General features: G+C 39.6%; 21 protein-coding genes, 1 pseudogene and 1 riboswitch. All 22 genes and pseudogenes read left to right on the top strand.

From position 1 onward, the window contains the following. Nucleotides 1–180: riboswitch (cobalamin riboswitch) on the top strand. Between the two features lie 147 nt (nt 181–327). The 22 genes and pseudogenes from JCM9157_RS14635 to cobO all read left to right on the top strand — a co-directional run bounded on the left by JCM9157_RS14635 (nt 328) and on the right by cobO (nt 19,586). After that, a complete protein-coding gene (locus JCM9157_RS14635; protein ID WP_035665792.1) occupies nt 328–711 on the top strand; it encodes a (2Fe-2S) ferredoxin domain-containing protein in 384 nt (127 codons plus the stop codon). Nucleotides 712–739: 28 nt separating this feature from the next. Beyond that, complete coding sequence (gene cobJ, locus JCM9157_RS14640) at nt 740–2,380, top strand: precorrin-3B C(17)-methyltransferase (protein WP_035665794.1); 1,641 nt, start codon at nt 740–742, stop codon at nt 2,378–2,380. Between the two features lie 21 nt (nt 2,381–2,401). Next, entirely contained in the window at nt 2,402–3,292 is an 891-nt protein-coding gene (locus JCM9157_RS14645) for a sirohydrochlorin chelatase (RefSeq protein WP_035665796.1), read from the top strand. Then, nucleotides 3,289–4,080, top strand: coding sequence for a precorrin-6A reductase (cobK, locus tag JCM9157_RS14650; RefSeq protein WP_035665799.1), 792 nt, complete (start codon nt 3,289–3,291; stop codon nt 4,078–4,080). Before JCM9157_RS14645 ends, cobK begins: the two co-directional genes overlap by 4 nt. A gap of 2 nt (nt 4,081–4,082) precedes the next feature. Further along, entirely contained in the window at nt 4,083–4,730 is a 648-nt protein-coding gene (locus tag JCM9157_RS14655) for a precorrin-8X methylmutase (protein WP_035665801.1), read from the top strand. A 2-nt stretch (nt 4,731–4,732) separates the two neighbouring features. Next, nucleotides 4,733–5,848, top strand: a complete 1,116-nt coding sequence (locus tag JCM9157_RS14660; RefSeq protein ID WP_035665803.1) for a cobalt-precorrin-5B (C(1))-methyltransferase — start codon at nt 4,733–4,735, stop codon at nt 5,846–5,848. Beyond that, nucleotides 5,835–7,052 carry a precorrin-6y C5,15-methyltransferase (decarboxylating) subunit CbiE gene (gene cbiE, locus JCM9157_RS14665; protein ID WP_235715018.1) on the top strand — a complete coding sequence of 406 codons (1,218 nt, stop codon included), beginning with the start codon at nt 5,835–5,837 and terminating at the stop codon, nt 7,050–7,052. The genes JCM9157_RS14660 and cbiE overlap by 14 nt, the downstream gene beginning before the upstream one ends. Beyond that, nucleotides 7,049–7,750, top strand: a complete 702-nt coding sequence (gene cobI, locus JCM9157_RS14670) for a precorrin-2 C(20)-methyltransferase (RefSeq protein ID WP_035665806.1) — start codon at nt 7,049–7,051, stop codon at nt 7,748–7,750. The genes cbiE and cobI overlap by 4 nt, the downstream gene beginning before the upstream one ends. Next, the gene (gene cobM, locus JCM9157_RS14675; RefSeq protein ID WP_035665809.1) at nt 7,750–8,523 is read left to right on the top strand and encodes a precorrin-4 C(11)-methyltransferase; all 774 of its coding nucleotides are present in this window, start codon (nt 7,750–7,752) and stop codon (nt 8,521–8,523) included. The genes cobI and cobM overlap by 1 nt, the downstream gene beginning before the upstream one ends. Further along, nucleotides 8,520–9,644, top strand: coding sequence for a cobalt-precorrin 5A hydrolase (locus tag JCM9157_RS14680; RefSeq protein ID WP_052013171.1), 1,125 nt, complete (start codon nt 8,520–8,522; stop codon nt 9,642–9,644). Before cobM ends, JCM9157_RS14680 begins: the two co-directional genes overlap by 4 nt. Before the next feature lie 15 nt (nt 9,645–9,659). After that, a complete protein-coding gene (locus JCM9157_RS14685) occupies nt 9,660–11,039 on the top strand; it encodes a cobyrinic acid a,c-diamide synthase CobB (RefSeq protein ID WP_035665810.1) in 1,380 nt (459 codons plus the stop codon). Nucleotides 11,040–11,059: 20 nt separating this feature from the next. Beyond that, entirely contained in the window at nt 11,060–12,118 is a 1,059-nt protein-coding gene (gene cobT / locus JCM9157_RS14690; RefSeq protein WP_035665812.1) for a nicotinate-nucleotide--dimethylbenzimidazole phosphoribosyltransferase, read from the top strand. Beyond that, on the top strand, nt 12,115–12,909 hold the full coding sequence (gene cobA, locus JCM9157_RS14695; RefSeq protein WP_035665813.1) for a uroporphyrinogen-III C-methyltransferase: 795 nt from the start codon (nt 12,115–12,117) through the stop codon (nt 12,907–12,909). The genes cobT and cobA overlap by 4 nt, the downstream gene beginning before the upstream one ends. Then, a complete protein-coding gene (locus JCM9157_RS14700) occupies nt 12,881–13,447 on the top strand; it encodes a nitroreductase family protein (RefSeq protein WP_035665814.1) in 567 nt (188 codons plus the stop codon). Before cobA ends, JCM9157_RS14700 begins: the two co-directional genes overlap by 29 nt. 92 nt (nt 13,448–13,539) lie before the next feature. Then, a pseudogene (gene bluB, locus JCM9157_RS14705) lies at nt 13,540–14,188 on the top strand (5,6-dimethylbenzimidazole synthase). 25 nt (nt 14,189–14,213) lie between these two features. Then, nucleotides 14,214–15,746, top strand: a complete 1,533-nt coding sequence (locus JCM9157_RS14710; protein ID WP_035665815.1) for an ABC transporter substrate-binding protein — start codon at nt 14,214–14,216, stop codon at nt 15,744–15,746. A gap of 16 nt (nt 15,747–15,762) precedes the next feature. Then, complete coding sequence (nikB, locus tag JCM9157_RS14715; protein ID WP_035665818.1) at nt 15,763–16,695, top strand: nickel ABC transporter permease; 933 nt, start codon at nt 15,763–15,765, stop codon at nt 16,693–16,695. 11 nt (nt 16,696–16,706) lie between these two features. Then, entirely contained in the window at nt 16,707–16,889 is a 183-nt protein-coding gene (locus JCM9157_RS25415) for a hypothetical protein (protein ID WP_235715019.1), read from the top strand. Nucleotides 16,890–17,028: 139 nt separating this feature from the next. Next, on the top strand, nt 17,029–17,523 hold the full coding sequence (locus tag JCM9157_RS25420; RefSeq protein ID WP_235715020.1) for an ABC transporter permease: 495 nt from the start codon (nt 17,029–17,031) through the stop codon (nt 17,521–17,523). Then, nucleotides 17,507–18,298 carry an ATP-binding cassette domain-containing protein gene (locus JCM9157_RS14725; protein WP_052013172.1) on the top strand — a complete coding sequence of 264 codons (792 nt, stop codon included), beginning with the start codon at nt 17,507–17,509 and terminating at the stop codon, nt 18,296–18,298. Before JCM9157_RS25420 ends, JCM9157_RS14725 begins: the two co-directional genes overlap by 17 nt. After that, complete coding sequence (locus tag JCM9157_RS14730; protein WP_035665820.1) at nt 18,246–19,025, top strand: ABC transporter ATP-binding protein; 780 nt, start codon at nt 18,246–18,248, stop codon at nt 19,023–19,025. Before JCM9157_RS14725 ends, JCM9157_RS14730 begins: the two co-directional genes overlap by 53 nt. 9 nt (nt 19,026–19,034) lie before the next feature. Further along, the gene (gene cobO, locus JCM9157_RS14735; RefSeq protein ID WP_035665821.1) at nt 19,035–19,586 is read left to right on the top strand and encodes a cob(I)yrinic acid a,c-diamide adenosyltransferase; all 552 of its coding nucleotides are present in this window, start codon (nt 19,035–19,037) and stop codon (nt 19,584–19,586) included. Nucleotides 19,587–19,620: the final 34 nt, after the last annotated feature.

Below are 19,620 nucleotides of genomic sequence, written 5' to 3' on the forward strand. Positions count from 1 at the left end.
ATCGTTTTGATACAAGGTGCATAACTACTCGTTATGCTTAAAAGGGAAGAACGGTGCAAATCCGTCACGGTCCCGCCACTGTAATGGGGAATTTCATTGTATAAAGTCACTGAGAATTCGGGAAGACACAATGAGATGATGAACCTAAGTCAGGAGACCTGCCTTGTTTCGTCTTCAATACCTACGGGTCATAGGTAGAGAAGTGTAATAGATGAGCTTACTATTCGTATGCCGTTTAATGCACCTCTATCTTTGATAGAGGTGTTTTTGTATCTTTCTTTAGTTATAGCATTTTTTGTGAAAATATTAATTTGGAGGTTGATGAACATGACAACTTGGAATTTAACGGGTACCCAAAAGCATGTATTAATTTGTAATGGTTCTAGCTGTATGCGTAAGGAAGGAGAGGAAATAACGTTAGCAATTAGAGATGAGATTGCAAATCTTGAACTAGATCACCAAATTCATACATCACGTACTCGTTGCAATGGTCGCTGCAAAGATGCTTGTGTCGTCATTGTGTATCCAGAAGGAAAGTGGTATTCAGCAACGTCTACCGAAGTTGGGCGTGCCATTATACAACATCACGTTGATCGAACCATCCAATTAGAAGAAGCCTTAATATATGACTTCGTAGACGATGAAATCACTGCAGTCAATGAGTCAAGCAGAATTGAAGGAGTTACGAAAAAGCAAAAAACAAACGTTTAGATTTCTAACCTGTAAGGAGGCGAGTAAGATGCTTGGGAAAATACTTGTCATAGGCTTTGGTCCCGGAAGTTTTGAACATATGACGAACAGGGCACAAACGGCCATACAAGAAAGTGAATGCATCATTGGGTATAAAACATACGTTGACTTAATTCAAGGTTTATTAACGAATCAAGAAATTATTAGTACGGGAATGTCTGAAGAAGTAAGCCGTGCTCAGGCAGCGGTAAAACTAGCAGAACAAGGAAAAACGGTTGCTGTGATTTCAAGCGGAGACGCCGGAGTATACGGAATGGCAGGACTAGTTTACGAGGTTTTAATTGAAAAAGGATGGACAGAGAACACAGGAGTAAGCGTTGAAGTAATTCCAGGTGTTTCTGCTAGCAACTCCTGCGCTTCTTTACTCGGAGCACCGATCATGCATGATGCGTGTACGATTAGTTTAAGCGACCATCTAACACCTTGGGCTCTTATTGAAAAACGAATTGATGCAGCTGCACAAGCTGATTTTGTAATTAGTTTGTATAACCCAAAAAGTGGCCGGAGAACGAGGCAAATTCAAGAGGCTCAGAGAATTTTACTTGAATATCGTTCACCGCAAACGCCTGTAGGCTTGGTGAAAAGTGCTTACCGAGATCGTCAGCATATTGTGATAACCGATCTTGAAAATATGCTGAATCATGATATTGGCATGCTGACAACCGTTGTGATCGGAAATTCATCTACATTTCTTTATGATAACAAAATGATTACGCCGCGAGGCTATCAAAGAAAATACACATTACATACTGAAAAACAACGATTAAGGCCACATGAGCGGTTACGTCATGAGAATGAGCCTTGGGCGTTACATCAAGGGAAAAACGATTTGCATTTGCAGAAAGCAGAAACCGCTGCAACAACAATAAATCCAATTAAAACTGGCTCACTTGAACTAGCTTTAGAGGCGCTAAGTAAAGTGAAAGAGGGTACTGCTTCTAGTGATAAGAAAGTAATAAAAACCGTACATCATCCAGTTGTCTCGGTGTTTGAATTAGCAGTAAGTCCAGGAATTGTTAATAAGCAGTTTACAGCTAAACAAATGCTTACTTTGGCCGAGGTGGTCGGAAATGATGGGAAAATGGAATATACGCCTCATCACCAAATACATTTGCGAATTCCAACGGCAAATCCGGATGATATTACTGAAAAATTAGAAGAGGCAGGCTTTATTCTGGAACCTTTAGGAGATGTCTTTCAATTAAAAGCGTGTGATTTTTGTGAAGGGGAGAAGAAAGATTCAATCCCGCATGCAGAAGAGTTGCATCAAAAATTAAGTGGCCTTCCACTCCCGAAAGAATTAAAGGTTGGATTTAACGGGTGTGGCATGGCTTGTTACGGAGCCGTTAATGATGATATCGGAATTATTTTCCGAAAAGGGAAATTTGATTTATTTTTAGGGGCCAAAACTGTTGGTCGAACAGCTCATGCGGGTCAGCCTGTGGCAGAAGGAATTGAACCTGACAACATTGTCGATGTTGTTGAAACCATCATCCAGGAGTACAAAGAAAAAGGTCATCCAAACGAACGCTTCTTTAAGTATTTTAAACGTGTAGGAAACATTCAAGGCTATACATACCAAGATATGACACCAAAAATTGAGATTGAACCAGCTCCTTGTGGAGACTAAAAAAAGATAGGGGTTATGAACATGAAAGCTATTTTACTCGTTGGACACGGTAGTAGAGATCCTGAAGGAAATGAACAGGTCAGACAAATGATCGAAGAATTAACGAGTCAACTAGATTCAACCCTACTAGTTGAGACATGTTTTTTAGAGTTTGAAAAGCCGACAATTGAACAAGGAATTCAAGCTTGTGTCGAAAAGGGAGCAGCAAGTGTTTACGTGATTCCCCTTATGTTACTCGCGGCGGGACATTCAAAAATCCATATCCCAGCAGCGATTGATGAAGCGAAAAAGCAATATCCTCTTGTCAAATTTACGTACGGCAGACCATTTGGCATTCACGAGGAAGCGATTGAAATTTGTAAAAGTCGTTTAGAGGAAGTGGGAGAAAATCTAGCTGAACCAAAAGAGGATACAGCTGTTCTTTTATTAGGTCGGGGTGGTAGTGACCCGGATGCAAACAGTGATCTTTATAAGATAAATCGCCTCCTCTGGGAAAAAACCAATTACAAATTAGTTGAACCTGCTTTTATGGGAGTAACTGATCCTCTAATAAAAGAAGGAGTAGAGCGCTGTATCAAGCTAGGAGCCAAGAAAATAGTTGTTTTGCCATACTTTTTATTTACTGGAATTTTAATTAAGCGATTAGAAGGCTTGATAAGTGACTTTGAACTAGAATACCTAGGTGTGGAATTTAAGCTAGCTGGTTACTTCGGGTTCCACAAGCGCTTAAAAACCATTATTAAAGACAGAATTGAAGAAGCGCTTCAAGGCGATGTCAAAATGAATTGTGATACATGTCAATATCGTATTGCTGCAATGGAACATATTGACCACCACCATCATCATGATCATGACCACGATCACGGTCATCACCATCATCACGAGCACGAGCATGAGGCTCAGAAGCTATGATTCTTTTTTTAGCTGGAACAAGTGATGCTAGACAATTAGCGAGTATGCTGTCCGATGCCGGACAAAAGCTTTTGACAACGGTTGTTACAGACAATGCTGCGATTGAATTGCGTAAGGCAGGACTTGATGTCTTAGTAGGGCGGTTAACGAGTGAAGATTTTAAACAATTGATACAAGAGCAAGGCTTTCGAGCTGTAGTAGATGCGAGTCATCCTTTTGCTGAAGAAGCTAGTTTAAATGCTTTAACTGCAGCAAAAGAAGCAGGTGTGCCTTATATACGTTATGAGCGTGAATCACAAACTCATGAACAAATAGGCGTAACGATGGTTGAATCATACAAAGAAGCTGCTGAACGAGCTTTTGAGAAAAAAGGTGTGATTTTGCTTACTACTGGAAGCAAAACACTTCAAGTTTTTACAGAGAAACTTCTCAATCAACCTGATATAAGAGTGATTGCTCGTATGCTACCTAGAAAGGATAACATGGAAAAATGTGAACAATTAGGATTTCCACAAAAAGACATAATTGCGATCCAAGGTCCTTTTACAAAAGAGTTCAACCACGCTCTTTATCGTCAGTACGGAGTGACAACGATGATTACAAAGGAAAGCGGCAAAGTTGGATCCGTAGATGAAAAGATAGAGGCAGCGAGAGAACTTGGAATAGAGACGATTATCATTAAGAGACCTAAAATTCAATATGAGAATCAGTTTTCTAGTTTCACTGATATTTTAAAATGCGTTAACGAGTTATTACAAAAAGAAACGAATACGACTGGAGGTTATTAAATATGGATTTTTTAACAGATTTTAAACCTTTAACGGTACAACCACAAGAAATTGAGGGAATGAGTTTCCAAATGATTGATGAGGAGTTTGGAGAGCATTCTTTTACGGAGGAACAATATAAAGTCGTGCAGCGAGTCGTCCATGCATCGGCAGATTTTGAACTAGGTCATAGCATGTTAATTCATGAAAAAGCGATTCAAGCAGGAATTGAAGCGATACGAAATGGTGAACAAGTGTATGCGGACGTACAAATGATTGTAAGTGGCGTGAGTAAAGGAAGAATCGAAAAGCATGGTGGAAGTGTAAATGTGTATATTTCCGACCCTGATGTGATGGAAGAAGCGAAACGATTAAACACCACTCGAGCGATTATATCTGTTAGAAAAGCGATTCAACAGTTTGAAGGCGGTATTTTTGCGATTGGGAATGCGCCAACCGCTTTGCTTGAGTTAATTCGTTTAATTAAAGAAGGCTATGCTAAGCCGAGTTTAGTAATTGGTTTGCCGGTGGGCTTTGTATCGGCACCTGAATCAAAAGAAGAATTAGCAAAGCTCGACATACCGTTTATTACAAATGTCGGCAGAAAAGGCGGTAGTACGGTTACGGTTGCGGCTTTAAATGCAATCTCCCTTTTAGCTGAAAAGGCGTAAAAATGGAAGCGAAAGCTAAGAAGAAGGATAAAAAAGAGATGCGCTCGGGCTATACGACGGGCGCTTGTGCAACAGCTACAACGAAAGCAGCACTAACTGCTCTTATTACACAAGAAAAGCAATTGCAGGCAACGATCTATTTACCTGTTGGAAGGTTCGCAACCTTTGAAATGGAAAACTGTGATTTCGGTCCTGATTATGCTGAAGTTGGGACGATCAAAGATGCGGGAGATGATCCTGATGCCACACATGGTGCGTTAATTATAGCGAAAGTAAGCTGGTCTTCTGAACCTGGAATCCACTTAGATGGTGGGATTGGTGTTGGTCGAGTGACAAAGGAAGGTCTTCCTGTACCAGTTGGACAAGCGGCCATAAATCCAATTCCGAGGAAAATGATCTGTGAAACAGCAGAAGAAGTTCTTCTTTCTTTTGGAATTGAGAGAGGAATTTCGATTGTCATTTCGGTTCCTGAAGGCGAAAAAATGGCTGAGAAAACGTTAAATAAGCGTCTTGGCATTATTGGTGGCATTTCGATATTAGGTACTAGAGGAACGGTGATTCCCTTTTCAAGTTCCGCTTATATGGCAAGCATTGTTCAAGCGATTAGTGTTGCACGGGCAAGTGGCTGTCGCCATGTTGTCATATCGACTGGTGGGCGTAGTGAGAAATATGGCATTCAGCAATATCCAGAACTTCCTGAAGAAGCATTTATTGAGATGGGAGATTTTGTTGGTTTTACCTTGAAGCAATGCAAGAAGCAAGGTATCGAGAAAGTATCACTTGTTGGCATGATGGGGAAATTTTCAAAAGTGGCACAAGGTGTAATGATGGTCCATTCTAAAAGTGCACCTGTTGACTTTAACTTCTTAGAGAACGTTGCACGTGATGCGGGTGTAACAGATCAGACGTTACTTGAAGCGGTAAGTGGGGCTAATACGGCTTCACAAGTTGGTGATTTAATGTTGGAACATGGGTATGAAACATTTTTCTCCATTCTTTGCGACTATTGTTGTGCAGCAGGATTAAAGGAAGTGGGCGGAGGAATTTCAATTGAAACAACTTTGTACTCGATGAAGGGTGTGTTTCTTGGAAAGGCAGGAAAAGATGGCAGAACATAAAATGAAAGTCATTGGAATAGGTGATGACGGGAAACGAAGCCTATTACCAATCTATGAAAAGTGGATTTATGAGAGTGAGATTTTAGTAGGGGGAGAAAGACAGCTGGCTTTCTTTCCTGATTATTCAGGAGAAAAAAGAGTTATCAAGGGTGGTTTAACGAATCTCGTAAATGATTTAAGTCAGGAAACGAAAAAAATAGTCATCTTGGCATCTGGAGACCCTTTGTTTTACGGAATTGGCAGCTTTCTAGCTAAAAAATTCAGGGTTGAAATATATCCTTATTTAAGCTCGATCCAACTAGCTTTTGCCCGGATGAATGAACGGTGGCAGGACGCTTATATAACGAGTGTTCATGGCAGAAGCATCAAAGGACTAATCCAAAGAATAAACGGACGGGAAAAAATAGCGTTACTAACAGATGAAGAGAACAGTCCGGTAAAAATAGCTCGCTATTTACGTTCGTTTGGAATTAATGAATATCGAATGTTCGTTGCTGAAAATCTTGGTGGAGAAAATGAGCGTTATGGTTTCTATGATTTTGAAAAAATCGAAGCAATGGAGTTCTCTTCACTAAATGTTGTCATTCTTCAAAAAGTGAAAGAAGTGAAAACTTGGGGGATGGGTATAGAGGATGAAGAATTTCATCAAAGAAAGCCAGAAAAAGGGTTACTGACGAAAAAGGAAATTCGGACCCTTAGTTTAATGGCTTTGAATTTAAAAGAAAACAGTACGGTTTGGGATATTGGAACGTGTACGGGTTCAGTTGCGATAGAGGCTAGTCTAATTGCAAAAGAAGGCAGTGTGTTTGCAATTGAAAAAAATGAACATGACCTTGAAAACTGTATGTTAAATCAGGTTAAATTTCGAACCGATTTCACGGCCATTCAAGGAAAGGCGCCAGAAAAGCTAGACACGTTTCCAGATCCCGATGCTATTTTCATTGGGGGAACAGCCGGAAGAATGGAAGATATTTTAACGACTTGCTGCACCCGGTTGAAAAAAGGCGGAAGAATTGTCTTAAATGCTGTTACAATCGAAAATTTAATGCAAGCCGTTGAGGCTTTTAAACAAAATGGGTTTGAACCAACGATTACACTTGCGCAAATTTCAAGAAGCAAACCGATCTTAAATTTAACAAGATTCGATGCGTTGAATCCAATTTATATCATTACCGCTAAACATAGGGAAGGGGCTTCAAAATGATAGGAACACTGTATGGATTAGGAGTTGGTCCGGGAGATCCAGAACTTCTGACGATTAAAGCTTTTAGGAAATTGAAGGAAGCAGATGTAATTGCCTACCCTAAAAAGAGGAAAGGGAGCAAAAGTTACGCGCACCGTATTATTGATGTATACATAACCCCAGGGGAAAAAGAAATGTTAGGTCTTGTGTTCCCAATGACAAAGGATCCAGTTATTTTACAACGGGAATGGTCAAATACAGTAGACCAGGTTTGGGAGCATCTGAAAATTGGAAAAGATGTTGCGTTTGTAACAGAAGGAGATCCCCTTTTATACAGTACGTTTATCCATATGATGAATTTAGTAAAAGAACGACATCCAGAGGTGTCGATTCAGACTGTACCAGGGATCTCATCTATTAACGGGGCAGCTTCTAGACTTGGCATTGCGCTTGCTGAAGGGGATGATCATGTCGCAATTATTCCAGCAAGAGATGACTATGAAGCGATGAAAAAAGCGATTGTTGAACATGATTGTGTTGTGTTTATAAAAGTGGCAAAAGTGATCGATCTTATGCTTAGCGTGTTACGTGAGCTTGATTTATTGGACAAGGCATCTGTTGTTACGAAAGTCACATCTGATGAGGAAGTCATTTGGCAGGTTGATGAACTAGAAAGAGCCGAACTAGAATACTTAACATTAATGGTGGTGAGAAAATAATGGAAATCACAATTATTGGGGCGGGTCCTGGCGATCCAGATTTAATTACGGTAAAAGGTTTGAAGAAGCTAGAAGAAGCCGATGTGGTTTTGTATGCTGATTCCCTTGTAAGTGCGGAACTGATTGAGCGAGCAAAGCCGGAAGCAGAAGTGATTAAAACAGCTGGAATGCATCTTGAAGAAATGGTTCAGGTTATGGTTGAGCGTGTGCAAGAAGGTAAAAAGGTCGCTCGTGTTCATACAGGGGACCCGGCAGTGTATGGCGCGATCATGGAACAAATTTCTCTTTTAAATAAACAGGACGTTCATGTAGAGATTATTCCAGGAGTTAGTTCTGTTTTTGCTTCAGCTGCCGCATTGGGAGCTGAATTAACGATTCCAGATTTAACTCAAACGGTAATTTTAACGCGAGCTGAAGGGCGCACGCCAGTTCCAGAAACAGAGAAACTAAGAGATTTAGCAAAACACAATTGCACGGTTGCTTTGTTTTTGAGTGCAACGCTGACGAAGAAAATTGTCAAAGAGTTTCTAGTAGCAGGGTGGAGTAAAGATACACCAGTAGGGGTCGTATATAAAGCGACTTGGCCAGATCAAAAAATTGTCCGTTCAACGCTTGAAAAACTAGATGAAGATATGCGCGTGAATGGCATTAGAAAACAAGCGATGATTTTAGCTGGTTGGGCACTAGATCCAGATATTCATTCTAAGGATTTTAAATCAAAACTGTATGATAAAGAATTCACACATGGCTTTCGGAAGGGAGTGAAACAATGACACTTGTTTTAGAGGAAGGCAAACAAGTTAGTCTAGAACAGACTGGAACATATGCAATCGTGGCCATCACAAAACACGGTGTTGAATTAGCTCGTCATCTACATAATCAGTTTTCTCAAACAGACTTGTTTTATATGAGTAAATTTGAAAGAGGAGATGAACAAAGAAGGAATATTTCCTTATTCGAAGGCAATGTTCGTCTTTTGTTGCCCTCTCTTTTCCGAACATATAAAGGTATTATCATGATTGTTTCTTTAGGAGCAGTTGTCAGGATGATTGCTCCTTTGTTAAAAGATAAAAAAACAGATCCAGCCGTTGTCGTGATTGATGATAAAGGGCAACATGTCATAAGCGTATTGTCTGGGCATTTGGGTGGTGCAAATGAGTTAACAAGGGAAGTCGCTGAATTACTTGGAGCAGCACCAGTTATAACGACGGCGTCGGATGTTCAAAAAACAATTGCAGTCGATTTATTTGGCAGTCGATTCGGTTGGACGTGGGAATCTGCTGACAAGCTAACTCCTGTGAGTGCCTCTGTTGTGAATGAAGAACAAGTTGCTATTATACAAGAATCAGGAGAGAGAGACTGGTGGCAATACGACCATCCACTTCCTCATACGATTAAGATGTATTCAACCATTGAGGACGCTCTTGAGGCTAAGCCGAATGCTGCACTTGTTGTCACTCACCGTAAGTTAAAACAAGAGGAACAACCAATTCTTAACAACGGTGTGCTTTATCGTCCAAAGGTTATTGTACTTGGGATCGGCTGTAATAGAGGGACATCAGAAGAAGAGATTAATAAAGTGATTCAAACTACACTTGAGGAGTTGCAATTTTCGATAAAGAGCGTAAAGGCTATCTGCTCAATTGATTTGAAAAAAAATGAAGAAGGGCTGTTATCCATCACCGATAAGAACAATTGGGAGTTTATTTGTTATTCGGCAGAGGAATTAAATCGGACGCTAATTGAGGATCCTTCCGAGACCGTCTTTAAATTCACGGGAGCTTATGGAGTTAGTGAACCAGCTGCTAAATTGTACAGTGGGGCAAATACGTTGTCACTTGTAAAGAAAAAGTCAGGAAACGTAACGATATCGGTTGCTGTAATTCCTTATTAATAGGAGGGGATGTAAATGACAGAGCGAAGAATCGTCATCGCTGGTACAGGCAGTGGTGTAGGCAAGACGACTTTGACTATTGGATTAATGTCAGCCCTGCAAAAAAGAGGGTTATCTGTACAAGGTTTCAAATGTGGACCGGATTATATTGACCCGAGTTATCATACAGCTGTAACGGGTCGCGTTTCGAGAAATTTAGATAGTTGGATGCTGGAAAAAGAAACGGTATTGGATATTTTCAAACGTGGCAGTAAAGGTGCGGATGTATCAATTATTGAAGGCGTCATGGGCTTTTTTGATGGGAAGAACCCTAAAAATAATGAAGGTAGTACGGCGGATATAAGCATGATTACAGAAAGTCCTGTTATTTTAGTTGTAAACTGTGCAAGTATGGCAAGAAGTGCTGCAGCTATTGTAAAAGGATTTCAACTGTTAGCAGAAGGACCAAACATAGTGGGTGTAATTGCGAACAGAGTGGGTAGCGAAGGCCATTTTAAGATTGTTAAAACAGCGATTGAACAAGAATGCAAAGTACCCGTTATCGGGTACTTGAAGCGAGAACTTGATATTGAAATACCCGAAAGACATTTAGGATTAATCCCATCTATTGAAAGAGGAGAACTTGATCCTTTTTTTGATCAATTAGGAGACCTAGTAAGCAAGACAATTGATCTTGATCAGATTCTGGAGTTATCGGATGCAAGACCACTTTCCGCTGGTCATACAGAAAAATCTATATTTGAGAAAAAGAAAGACAAGTTCGTTCGAATTGCAGTTGCAAAGGATGCAGCTTTTAATTTCTATTACCCTGAGAACTTAGAACTCTTACAGTCATATGGGGCCGAAATTGTATTCTTTTCACCACTGGCGAATGAGCCGCTTCCTGAAGACGTCGACGGACTCTATCTTGGCGGTGGATTTCCTGAAGAATATGCCCAACAACTTTCCGAAAATAATGTTGTGAAGCAGTCCATTTCTACTGCCATTATAAACGATTTGCCGACGCTTGCAGAATGCGGAGGGTTTATGTATTTGACAGAATCTATTGAAACGACTGATCAGTCAGCTTTTCAGATGGTTGGTTTAATACCTGGACACGTTAAAATGCAGAAAAATCTTGCTGCTCTAGGGTATCGTGAAATTACCGGTCAGAGAGGTAACTTTCTTATTAGTGACATTGATAAAGCAAGAGGTCATGAGTTTCATTATTCTACTTTTCATTGTAACGAAGAAGTTCCATATGCATATGAAACAAAGGGCATGCGCGGGACAAAGCAAGAAGGCTATATGATCCACAATTTGATAGCAGGATATACGCATTTTCATTTTGCCTCATGTGCAAAAATGGTCGAAAATTGGATTGATAAATGCAGCCAACGCAAAGAATGTTTATAACTTGAGGGAGGGATAGAAAGATGATACAAGAAATGATATCCATTCCAGCTTTGAATCTAGAGATGAGACACAAAGTAAATAAGTATATAAATAGTCTAACAAAACCGCGTGGTAGTTTAGGGCGCTTAGAAGAGTTAGCGATTGAACTAGCTGTAATGAAAAATAATCCTTTTCCTACGATTACACCAGCTGGCATCCTCGTTTTTGCAGCTGATCACGGGATTGTAGCTGAAGGGGTATCTGCTTATCCGCAAGCTGTCACAGCGCAAATGGTGAGAAACTTTTTAAATGGTGGTGCGGCCATAAATGTATTTAGTAGGCAAATAGAAGCTGACTTAAAAATTATTGATATCGGTGTAGCAACAGAGATTGAGCATCATCACCTAATTAGTGAAAAAGTACGATTTGGAACGGGGAATTTTCTCCACGAAGATGCAATGAGTCGTGAAGAAGCAGAGCAAGCCATTCACATAGGGTATTCCGAAGGGCTGAACATAATTAACCAGGGAGCAGAATCATTAATTCTTGGTGAAATGGGAATAGGGAATACAACTTCTAGTAGTGCTATATTAGCTGTTCTTAGCAATAAAAATATCAATTGTTTAATCGGATATGGAACAGGTATCTCATCTGAACAACTGCTTCATAAGGAAAGAGTTATTAAGCAAGCGATCGCGAATAGAAAGCCTTCTTCAAAAGATCCTATTGATATTTTAGCTAAAATAGGAGGCTTGGAGATTGCTGGAATGGCAGGAGCTATGCTAGCAGCTGCGGAAAAGAGAGTTCCAATTCTTGTTGATGGATTTATTTGTACGACAGCTGCTTTGATAGCTAAGTTAATTGTGAACAATGTTGTTGACTATATGATTCTTACCCATCATTCTACTGAGCCAGGACATGCTACTGCTATTAGTCTTCTAGGGAAAACACCAATTTTAAATTTAGGACTACACTTAGGAGAAGGCACAGGTGCTGCGATTGCTTTTCCTATTATGAGGTCGGCTACGTTAATGCTAAGTGAAATGGCTAATTTTACTTCTGCAGGTATATCTGAGAAAACGGAGAGAGTGAAAGTATGACTCAAAAAGGAAAGGTTTTTCTTGTTGGTGCAGGACCAGGAGATCCGAAGTTAATAACTGTTTATGGTCTCGAATGTATTCAAAAAGCTGATGTAATCGCTTATGATCGGTTGGTAAACAAAGAGCTTCTAAACCATGCAAAAAAAGAGGCAGAACTTGTTTACTGTGGAAAATCTCCTGGGAACCACATCCTTATTCAAGAAGAAATTAATCATTTACTAGTAACAAAGGCTCTTCAGGGAAAAATTGTGACAAGATTAAAAGGTGGCGACCCTTTTGTGTTTGGTAGGGGAGGAGAAGAAGCAGAGGTGTTAGCAAAGGCACAGATTTCATATGAAATTGTTCCTGGTATCACCTCTGGAATTGCTGCGCCTGCTTATGCTGGAATTCCAGTTACACACCGGGATTTTGGTACATCATTTACAATGATTACAGGAACTGGACGAGCCGGTAATGGAGAAGATGCTGTAAATTGGAAAGCCATTGTACAAGGAAGCGACACAATCGCTTTTTATATGGGAACTCGTAATTTAGCTCATATTTGTCAGCAACTGATTGAAAATGGGAAAGACTCTAGCACTTTAGTTGCTGTTATTCAGGAAGGGACTACCAATCACCAGAAAACCGTTACAGGAACATTAGAAACCATTGCGCGAATTGTAGCGAAAGCAGAAATAACGCATCCGGCGATGATTATTGTTGGAAACATTGTGCAGTTAAGAGAGAAGCTAAATTGGTTTGAAGAAAAAGGAGAGAATGCAGATGAGTGTCATAGAGTTACTACATTCTAGAAGAGCTATTCGAAATTATCAACCTCGGGAAGTAGAAAAAGAGAAAATTGAACAGTTATTAAGTGTAGCTACTCTTGCACCTAATGACAGATTGCGAGAGCCTTGGAGCTTTTACGTGATTCAAGGAGAGGCAAAGAAAAGGTTTGAACAAGTTGCTCTTGACTTCTTACAAGAGCGCTTCCCAACAAAGCCAAAACTTATTGATAGTTCAATTGAGGTTGTTAAAAATACGCCAGTTATTATTATGGTGACAGCTGATATTGTCTCAAATGAAGCTGATACTAAAGATAATGAATATGCGGTTTGTTGCGCGATTCATTCGATGTGGCTAGCGGCTCGTGAGTTGGAGCTTGGCTTTGTTTGGAGAACAAGAGGGGTCGGCCTTGTACATGATCAGCGTTCCCATGAGTTTATCGGTTCTCCTGAAGGAAAAAAGATGGTCGGAACGATCTTTTTAGGTTATCCAGACCTATCAGAGACAGAAGGAACTAAGGTGAAAAAACGTACTTCTTTTGAAGAGAAAACCTTTTGGCTTTAACGTTAAGCTAAGGTACTAAACAGCAAGAATCAATTTTAGTAGAGAACACAGCTATGTCGATCGAGCCTTGCTAGATGTTTGGAGGAATAACGATGTTTTCACAAGAAGAGAAAGATGCTTTTTACAAAGTTTTATACAAAAGGCGAGATATTCGAACCTTTTTTACCAAATTTGGTTCCAGATCAAGCGCTTCAAAATATTCTTCAAGCAGCTCACCATGCGCCATCAGTGGGATTTATGCAACCTTGGAATTTTATTGTGATTGATTCAATCGAAATTAAAGAACGTTTAGCTTGGGCTGCAGATAAGGAAAAAAGAGCGCTTGCCATTCATTATGAAAATGAGGCGGATAAAAAACAGCACTTTTTACAATTGAAAATTGAAGGAATAAAAGAAGCCCCTTACACGATTTGCGTGACTTGTGATCCGACAAGAGGAGGTTCTCATGTATTAGGAAGAAATTCAATCCCAGAAACGGATGCTCTATCAACTGCATGTGCGATTCAAAACATGTGGTTAGCGGCTTGTGCCGAAGGTCTAGCACTTGGCTGGGTTAGTTTTTATAAAAAGCAGGATATTCGTGACATCTTGGAGATTCCTCCTTATATCGATCCAATTGCGCTCCTAAGTATTGGTTACACGAAAGACTATCCAGATCAACCAATCTTAGAAACATCTAATTGGGAAAAAAGGAGAGATGTCTTTGACCTCTTATACAGGAATAGTTGGGGTCATACATAAAGAACAGAAATTTTGGAGGTTGCAGATGAAAAAAACACAGAAAAATTTTTTAGTCATGTTTCTTATTTCTCTTTTTTTACTGACAGCATGCGGGATATCAGATGCATCACATCAAGAAGGAGCAAAAGAAACGTTGACGGTGGCATTCCCGTGGAGTCCGCCTGGGCTTGATCCTCATCAGTCAGGTCGGAATAGTTGGGATGTGATGCGTTCTGGTGCAGGGGAGACGTTAATTAAATTAGATGATATGTTGCAACCAGTTTCTTGGCTTGCTAAAAGTTGGGAACAAGAGGATGAGAATACTTGGCTCTTTACAATTCAAGAAAATGTTTTGTTTCATAATGCCACGAAGCTCGATGCAGAAGCTGTAAAGATTTCACTTGAACGATCAATCGAGCTCAATCCACGTGCAAATGATTTATTATTAATTGACACGATCGAAGTACTAGATGAACACAAGTTGAAAATGACAACAGTTCAGAGTAATTCAGCGTTAATCTCCCATTTAGCTGATCCTTCTTTTATTATTGTTGATGTCAAGACTATTGATGACAAGGATGCGTATCCCGCTCTTACAGGGGCTTTTTCTTTTAAATCATTTATTAAAGATGAGTCGTTAACCGTAGAACGGTTTGATAACTATTGGGGAGAGAAGGCTTTACTAACTGAGGTAACTTTCAACTTTATTTCTGATGGAAACACAAGGTTAATGTCTCTTCAATCAGGAGATGCAGATATTGCCATTGATATCCCGGTAGATGGGATTTCGTTAATTGAGCAAAGTTCACAGTTGGAAATCGTAACAGCTCCTTCATTAAGAACTCATCTTGTCCTTTATAACATGAATTCTCCTCTACTTGAGAAAGTTGAGTACAGAAAAATGATTGACCAAGCGATTCCACGAACGGATATGGTTGATTCAATTATGAATGGCTATGGCACTGTAGCTAATAGTGCTTTTTCAGATGTCCTGCCTTTTGGGAAAATAGCTGATCCTGCGTCTATCCAATCAGTTGAAACCATTATGATTCAGAACGACTGGGAGAAAAATGAACAAGGTATTTGGGAAAAGGAAGACCGAATTTTTGAAGTAACAATGTTAACATTCCCGCAAAGACCAGAGCTTTCTGTGATGGCAGAAATCATTCAAGCAGAATTAGCACAAGAAGGTATCAAAGTTAATATTCGTCAAGTGGAGAGTATAGATGATGCGTTAGCACAAGAGGATTGGGATCTCTCTATGTACAGCATGCTAACGGCACATACGGGAGATCCGCAGTATTTCTTAAATATCTTTTACCGTGAGAACAGCTCTTCAAATGTTAGTAACTATATATCGAAGTCACTTGAGGGCGTGATTGACCAATTAAATCGAACATCGGATCCAGATGAACGGATTGAATTAGCTTTCGAGGCACAAACGATCATTCAAGACGATGTTCCTCAGTCATTTGTTGTACATCCTGAAACGATTTTCGGAATAAATAAAAACGTAGATGAGTTCTCAGCCCATCCGATTGAGTATTACTATATCCACCCGAAAATTACGATCAAGTAGTGGAGAGGAAGGTACGATGCTTCGTTTTTGCCTAGAGCGTATTTTTCACTTGATTTTAATCGTTTTTATTTTATCAACACTAACATTTATACTTTTAAGAATATCACCTGGTGATCCAGCTCTTATCATGTTAACCGCACACGGAATGCCTGCTTCTTTGGAAGTCCTCTTGTCTGTGCGTGAAGAACTTGGGTTAACGGATTCAATCTGGATTCAATATGGTCAATGGTTAAAAAGCCTTGCGTTAGGGCAATGGGGAAATTCATATGTTTCAAAAGAACCCGTTCTAACAGAGCTTATAAAAAGATTACCCGCAACACTTGAATTGGCAGTCGCTGGTTTAGTTGTTATGACCTTTATGACATTACTAATCGGTATTAGTTCAGCCATTTGGGCAGAAGGCTGGTTGAACCGTTTCAGTAAGCTTTTAGCTTTGCTAGGTTCGGCGATTCCTAGTTTTTGGCTTGCATTTCTCTTGATCTACTTTTTTTCAGTGCGCTATGGTTTTTTTCCAACGACTGGACGAGGGAGCTGGCGCCATCTAGTATTGCCTGCTCTTACACTAGGAATCGGAATGAGTGCGGTGTACGCAAGGGTCCTACGAGCGAATATGCTTGAATTATTGAATCGAAATTTTGTCAAAGCAGCAAAAGCAAGAGGGCTATCTACTAGCCGTATTCTCATCTTCCACCTGTTTAAGCATGCCTTTCTTCCGATTTTAACAATGATCGGGACAAGCTTTGCTTTCATGCTTGGCGGAAGTATTATTGTAGAAACAATTTTCTCATGGCCCGGATTGGGCAGATATGTCATTCAAGCCATTTTGCAGAGAGATTACCCTGTTATCCAAGGCTATGTTATTTTCGCTTCACTTTTATTTTTCTTTATTCATTTTCTCGTTGATCTTATTTATGGGTGGTTAGATCCGCGATTAAGAATAACGGACTGATGGAGTTGATCATGTTGAACATCATTTCAAAACGTTTTAGTGCTGCTAACGTGGCTGGGATGATCCTGGTTATTGGAATCATTCTCGTTGGTCTTTTGGCACCATCGTTAGCTCCTCATGATCCATTATCCATTCATGTGGCGAATAGATACATCCGCCAACTTGGTCTTATCCGTTTGGCACCGATCATTTAGGACGTTGTATTCTATCAAGATTGATGTACGGCATCCGAACAACCGTCACGACTGCTTTTCTAATTATGACTATGACTTTAATCATTAGTATGCCAATTGGCTGATAACAGGATATAAGCGAGGCCGTTCCGATCATTTTATGATGCGTATGGTAGATGGCACTCTTGCATTACCTGACATGATCTTAACCATCGCAATTGTTGGTATTTTAGGGCCTGGTTATTTTCATATGATACTAGCAATTGTAATCGTTCGTTGGGCAAATTATGTTCGTTTTATTCGAAGTTTAGTGTTAAAAACAACAAAGGAAGAGTTTATTCTTACCGCACGAATCTCAGGAAATTCACATGGCAGAATTCTTAAAAATTATATTTTCCCTTTTATTGCTTCCCCCATTCTTATATTCGGTGCGTTAGATATGGGAAGAATCGTCCTGTTACTTTCCGGTATTTCCTTTTTAGGACTAGGAGCTCAGCCTCCTACACCTGAATGGGGCGTAATGTTGCATGACGCTACGGCATATTTTCAAATTGCCCCACATGTGATGATTTTCCCAGGTCTGGCGATCGCGACTTTTGTGTTAGGATGTCAGCTGATTAGTGAACGGAGGAAAAGTAATGATACGTGGGTGTAATAAGAGTACAAAGGTTAATCAAGCACCATTATTACAAATTAAACAACTAGAATTATCATACGCTGATGCTAATAACAGCGTTCCTATTGTTCGAAACTTATCGCTTGAACTTTATCCAGGTGAAATTGTGGCACTTGTTGGCCCAAGTGGATGTGGAAAAAGCATGACGGCCCAAGCCATCGTTGGTTTACTAGATTCAGCGGTTAAGGTGACAAGTGGTTCGATTTTTTATAAAGATGTTGATGTTTGTATGTATACAAATAAACAAATGCAAGTACTTCGTCGTGATGAAATTGCTTTTTTCATTCAACAGTCATTAAATGGTTTAAATCCCATTCGTACCGTCAGAAAACAAATGACAGAAACTCTCTTGAATCAAAAAAAATGGAATAAGAAAGAAATGGAACTCTACCTACATACACTTTTACAACAAGTAGGATTTTTAGACCCTGAATCTATTCTTACTGCTTATCCGTTTGAGTTAAGCGGAGGTATGCAGCAGAGAGTGTTACTAGCGATGATGATAAGTTTGCAACCTAGACTATTAATCGCGGATGAACCAACTACGGCTCTTGATGTTATTAATCGAAATAAGGTGTTGAAGTTACTAAAAAAAATACAGCAAGAACAGCAATTAACGATATTACTCATCTCACATGATAAACAAAGCGTTAATCAAATAGCTGATCGGGTGATTCAGATGGAAACAGGGGGGATTGCTTGTGAGCCTACTTCAACTTTGCAATGTGTCGAAGGATTATCCCGTCAAAGCTAGGAAAAGAAGCTGGATAAAACGTAGTCCTCTAAAAGTTATTAACGAAGTAAGTTTAACAATAGATAAAGGTGAGTGTATCGGCCTTGTAGGGGAGAGTGGCAGTGGAAAGAGTACGTTAGCGAAACTCATAATGAAACTCGAACCTTTAACATCAGGTGAAATCTTTCTAGAATCTCAAGCAATAAGTGGAAAAAAATACAAGGATATAGAATTTTATAGACGAGTCCAATTAGTATTACAAGACTCCTCTTCTGCCTTACATCCAAAAATGAATGTAAAAGAAAGCTTGCTGGAACCAATTCAAAATTATTTTCCTAGCGAGAAAGCAAACTGGATAGACATGTTAACTAGAGTAGTAGAGTTAGTAGGTCTTGATGCTAGTTACTTAACAAGATATCCACACCAATTAAGTGGCGGTCAAAAACAAAGAGTTTGTATTGCCAAAGCACTAGCTGTTCAACCCCAAGTGATCATTTTTGATGAATCAATAGCTAGTTTAGACTCAGATTCACAAGATTTGATAATCAAAATGTTGAAAGCGATACAACAAAAAGAACAAATTTCTTACCTGTTTATTACCCATGATCTCCAATCAACGAAAGATTTTTGTAATCGCATAGCTGTGATGTATAAAGGAGAGATAGTCGAAGAACTTACACACTGGGATACGGAGCAGGTAAAACATTCATATACTCGTTCTTTAATAGAAGCACTTATAAAAGTTTAGGAGGTTACTATGAGTAAAGAGAAAAAAACGAAAAGAGGGCTTACGCTCGTTTATACTGGAGATGGAAAAGGCAAAACAACGGCTTCATTAGGATTAGCGCTTCGAAGTGTAGGTAGAGGCCAAAAGGTAAAAATCTATCAATTTATCAAGTCGCCAGAAAGATCGTACGGAGAGCAAATTGCTTTAAAAAAGCTGGGAGTTGAAATGGTTCAATTAGGGATTGGATTCACTTGGACTAAAACCCCTGAAGAACATCGGGAAGCACTTCAAAAGGCTTGGCCTATTGCGAAAGAAGCCGTTATGAGTGGAGATTATGACGTTGTAATTTTAGATGAATTAAATAACGCATTGGCCATTGAGAAGTTTCCAATTGAGGATGTGTTGCCATTAAATGAGGTTATTGAATTGTTGAAAAATAAACCTTCACATGTTCATCTTGTCATAACCGGAAGAAATGCAAAAAAAGAAATAACGGATTTAGCCGATCTCGTTTCGGTTATTGAAGCAGAAAAGCATTATTACAATGAAGGAATTCCAGCGGTAAAAGGTATCGAATTTTAACAGTGATAGGTGTATCATTTAAATATATGAAATC

This window comes from Halalkalibacter akibai JCM 9157, assembly GCF_000513135.1.
GTDB lineage: Bacteria > Bacillota > Bacilli > Bacillales > Bacillaceae_D > Halalkalibacter > Halalkalibacter akibai.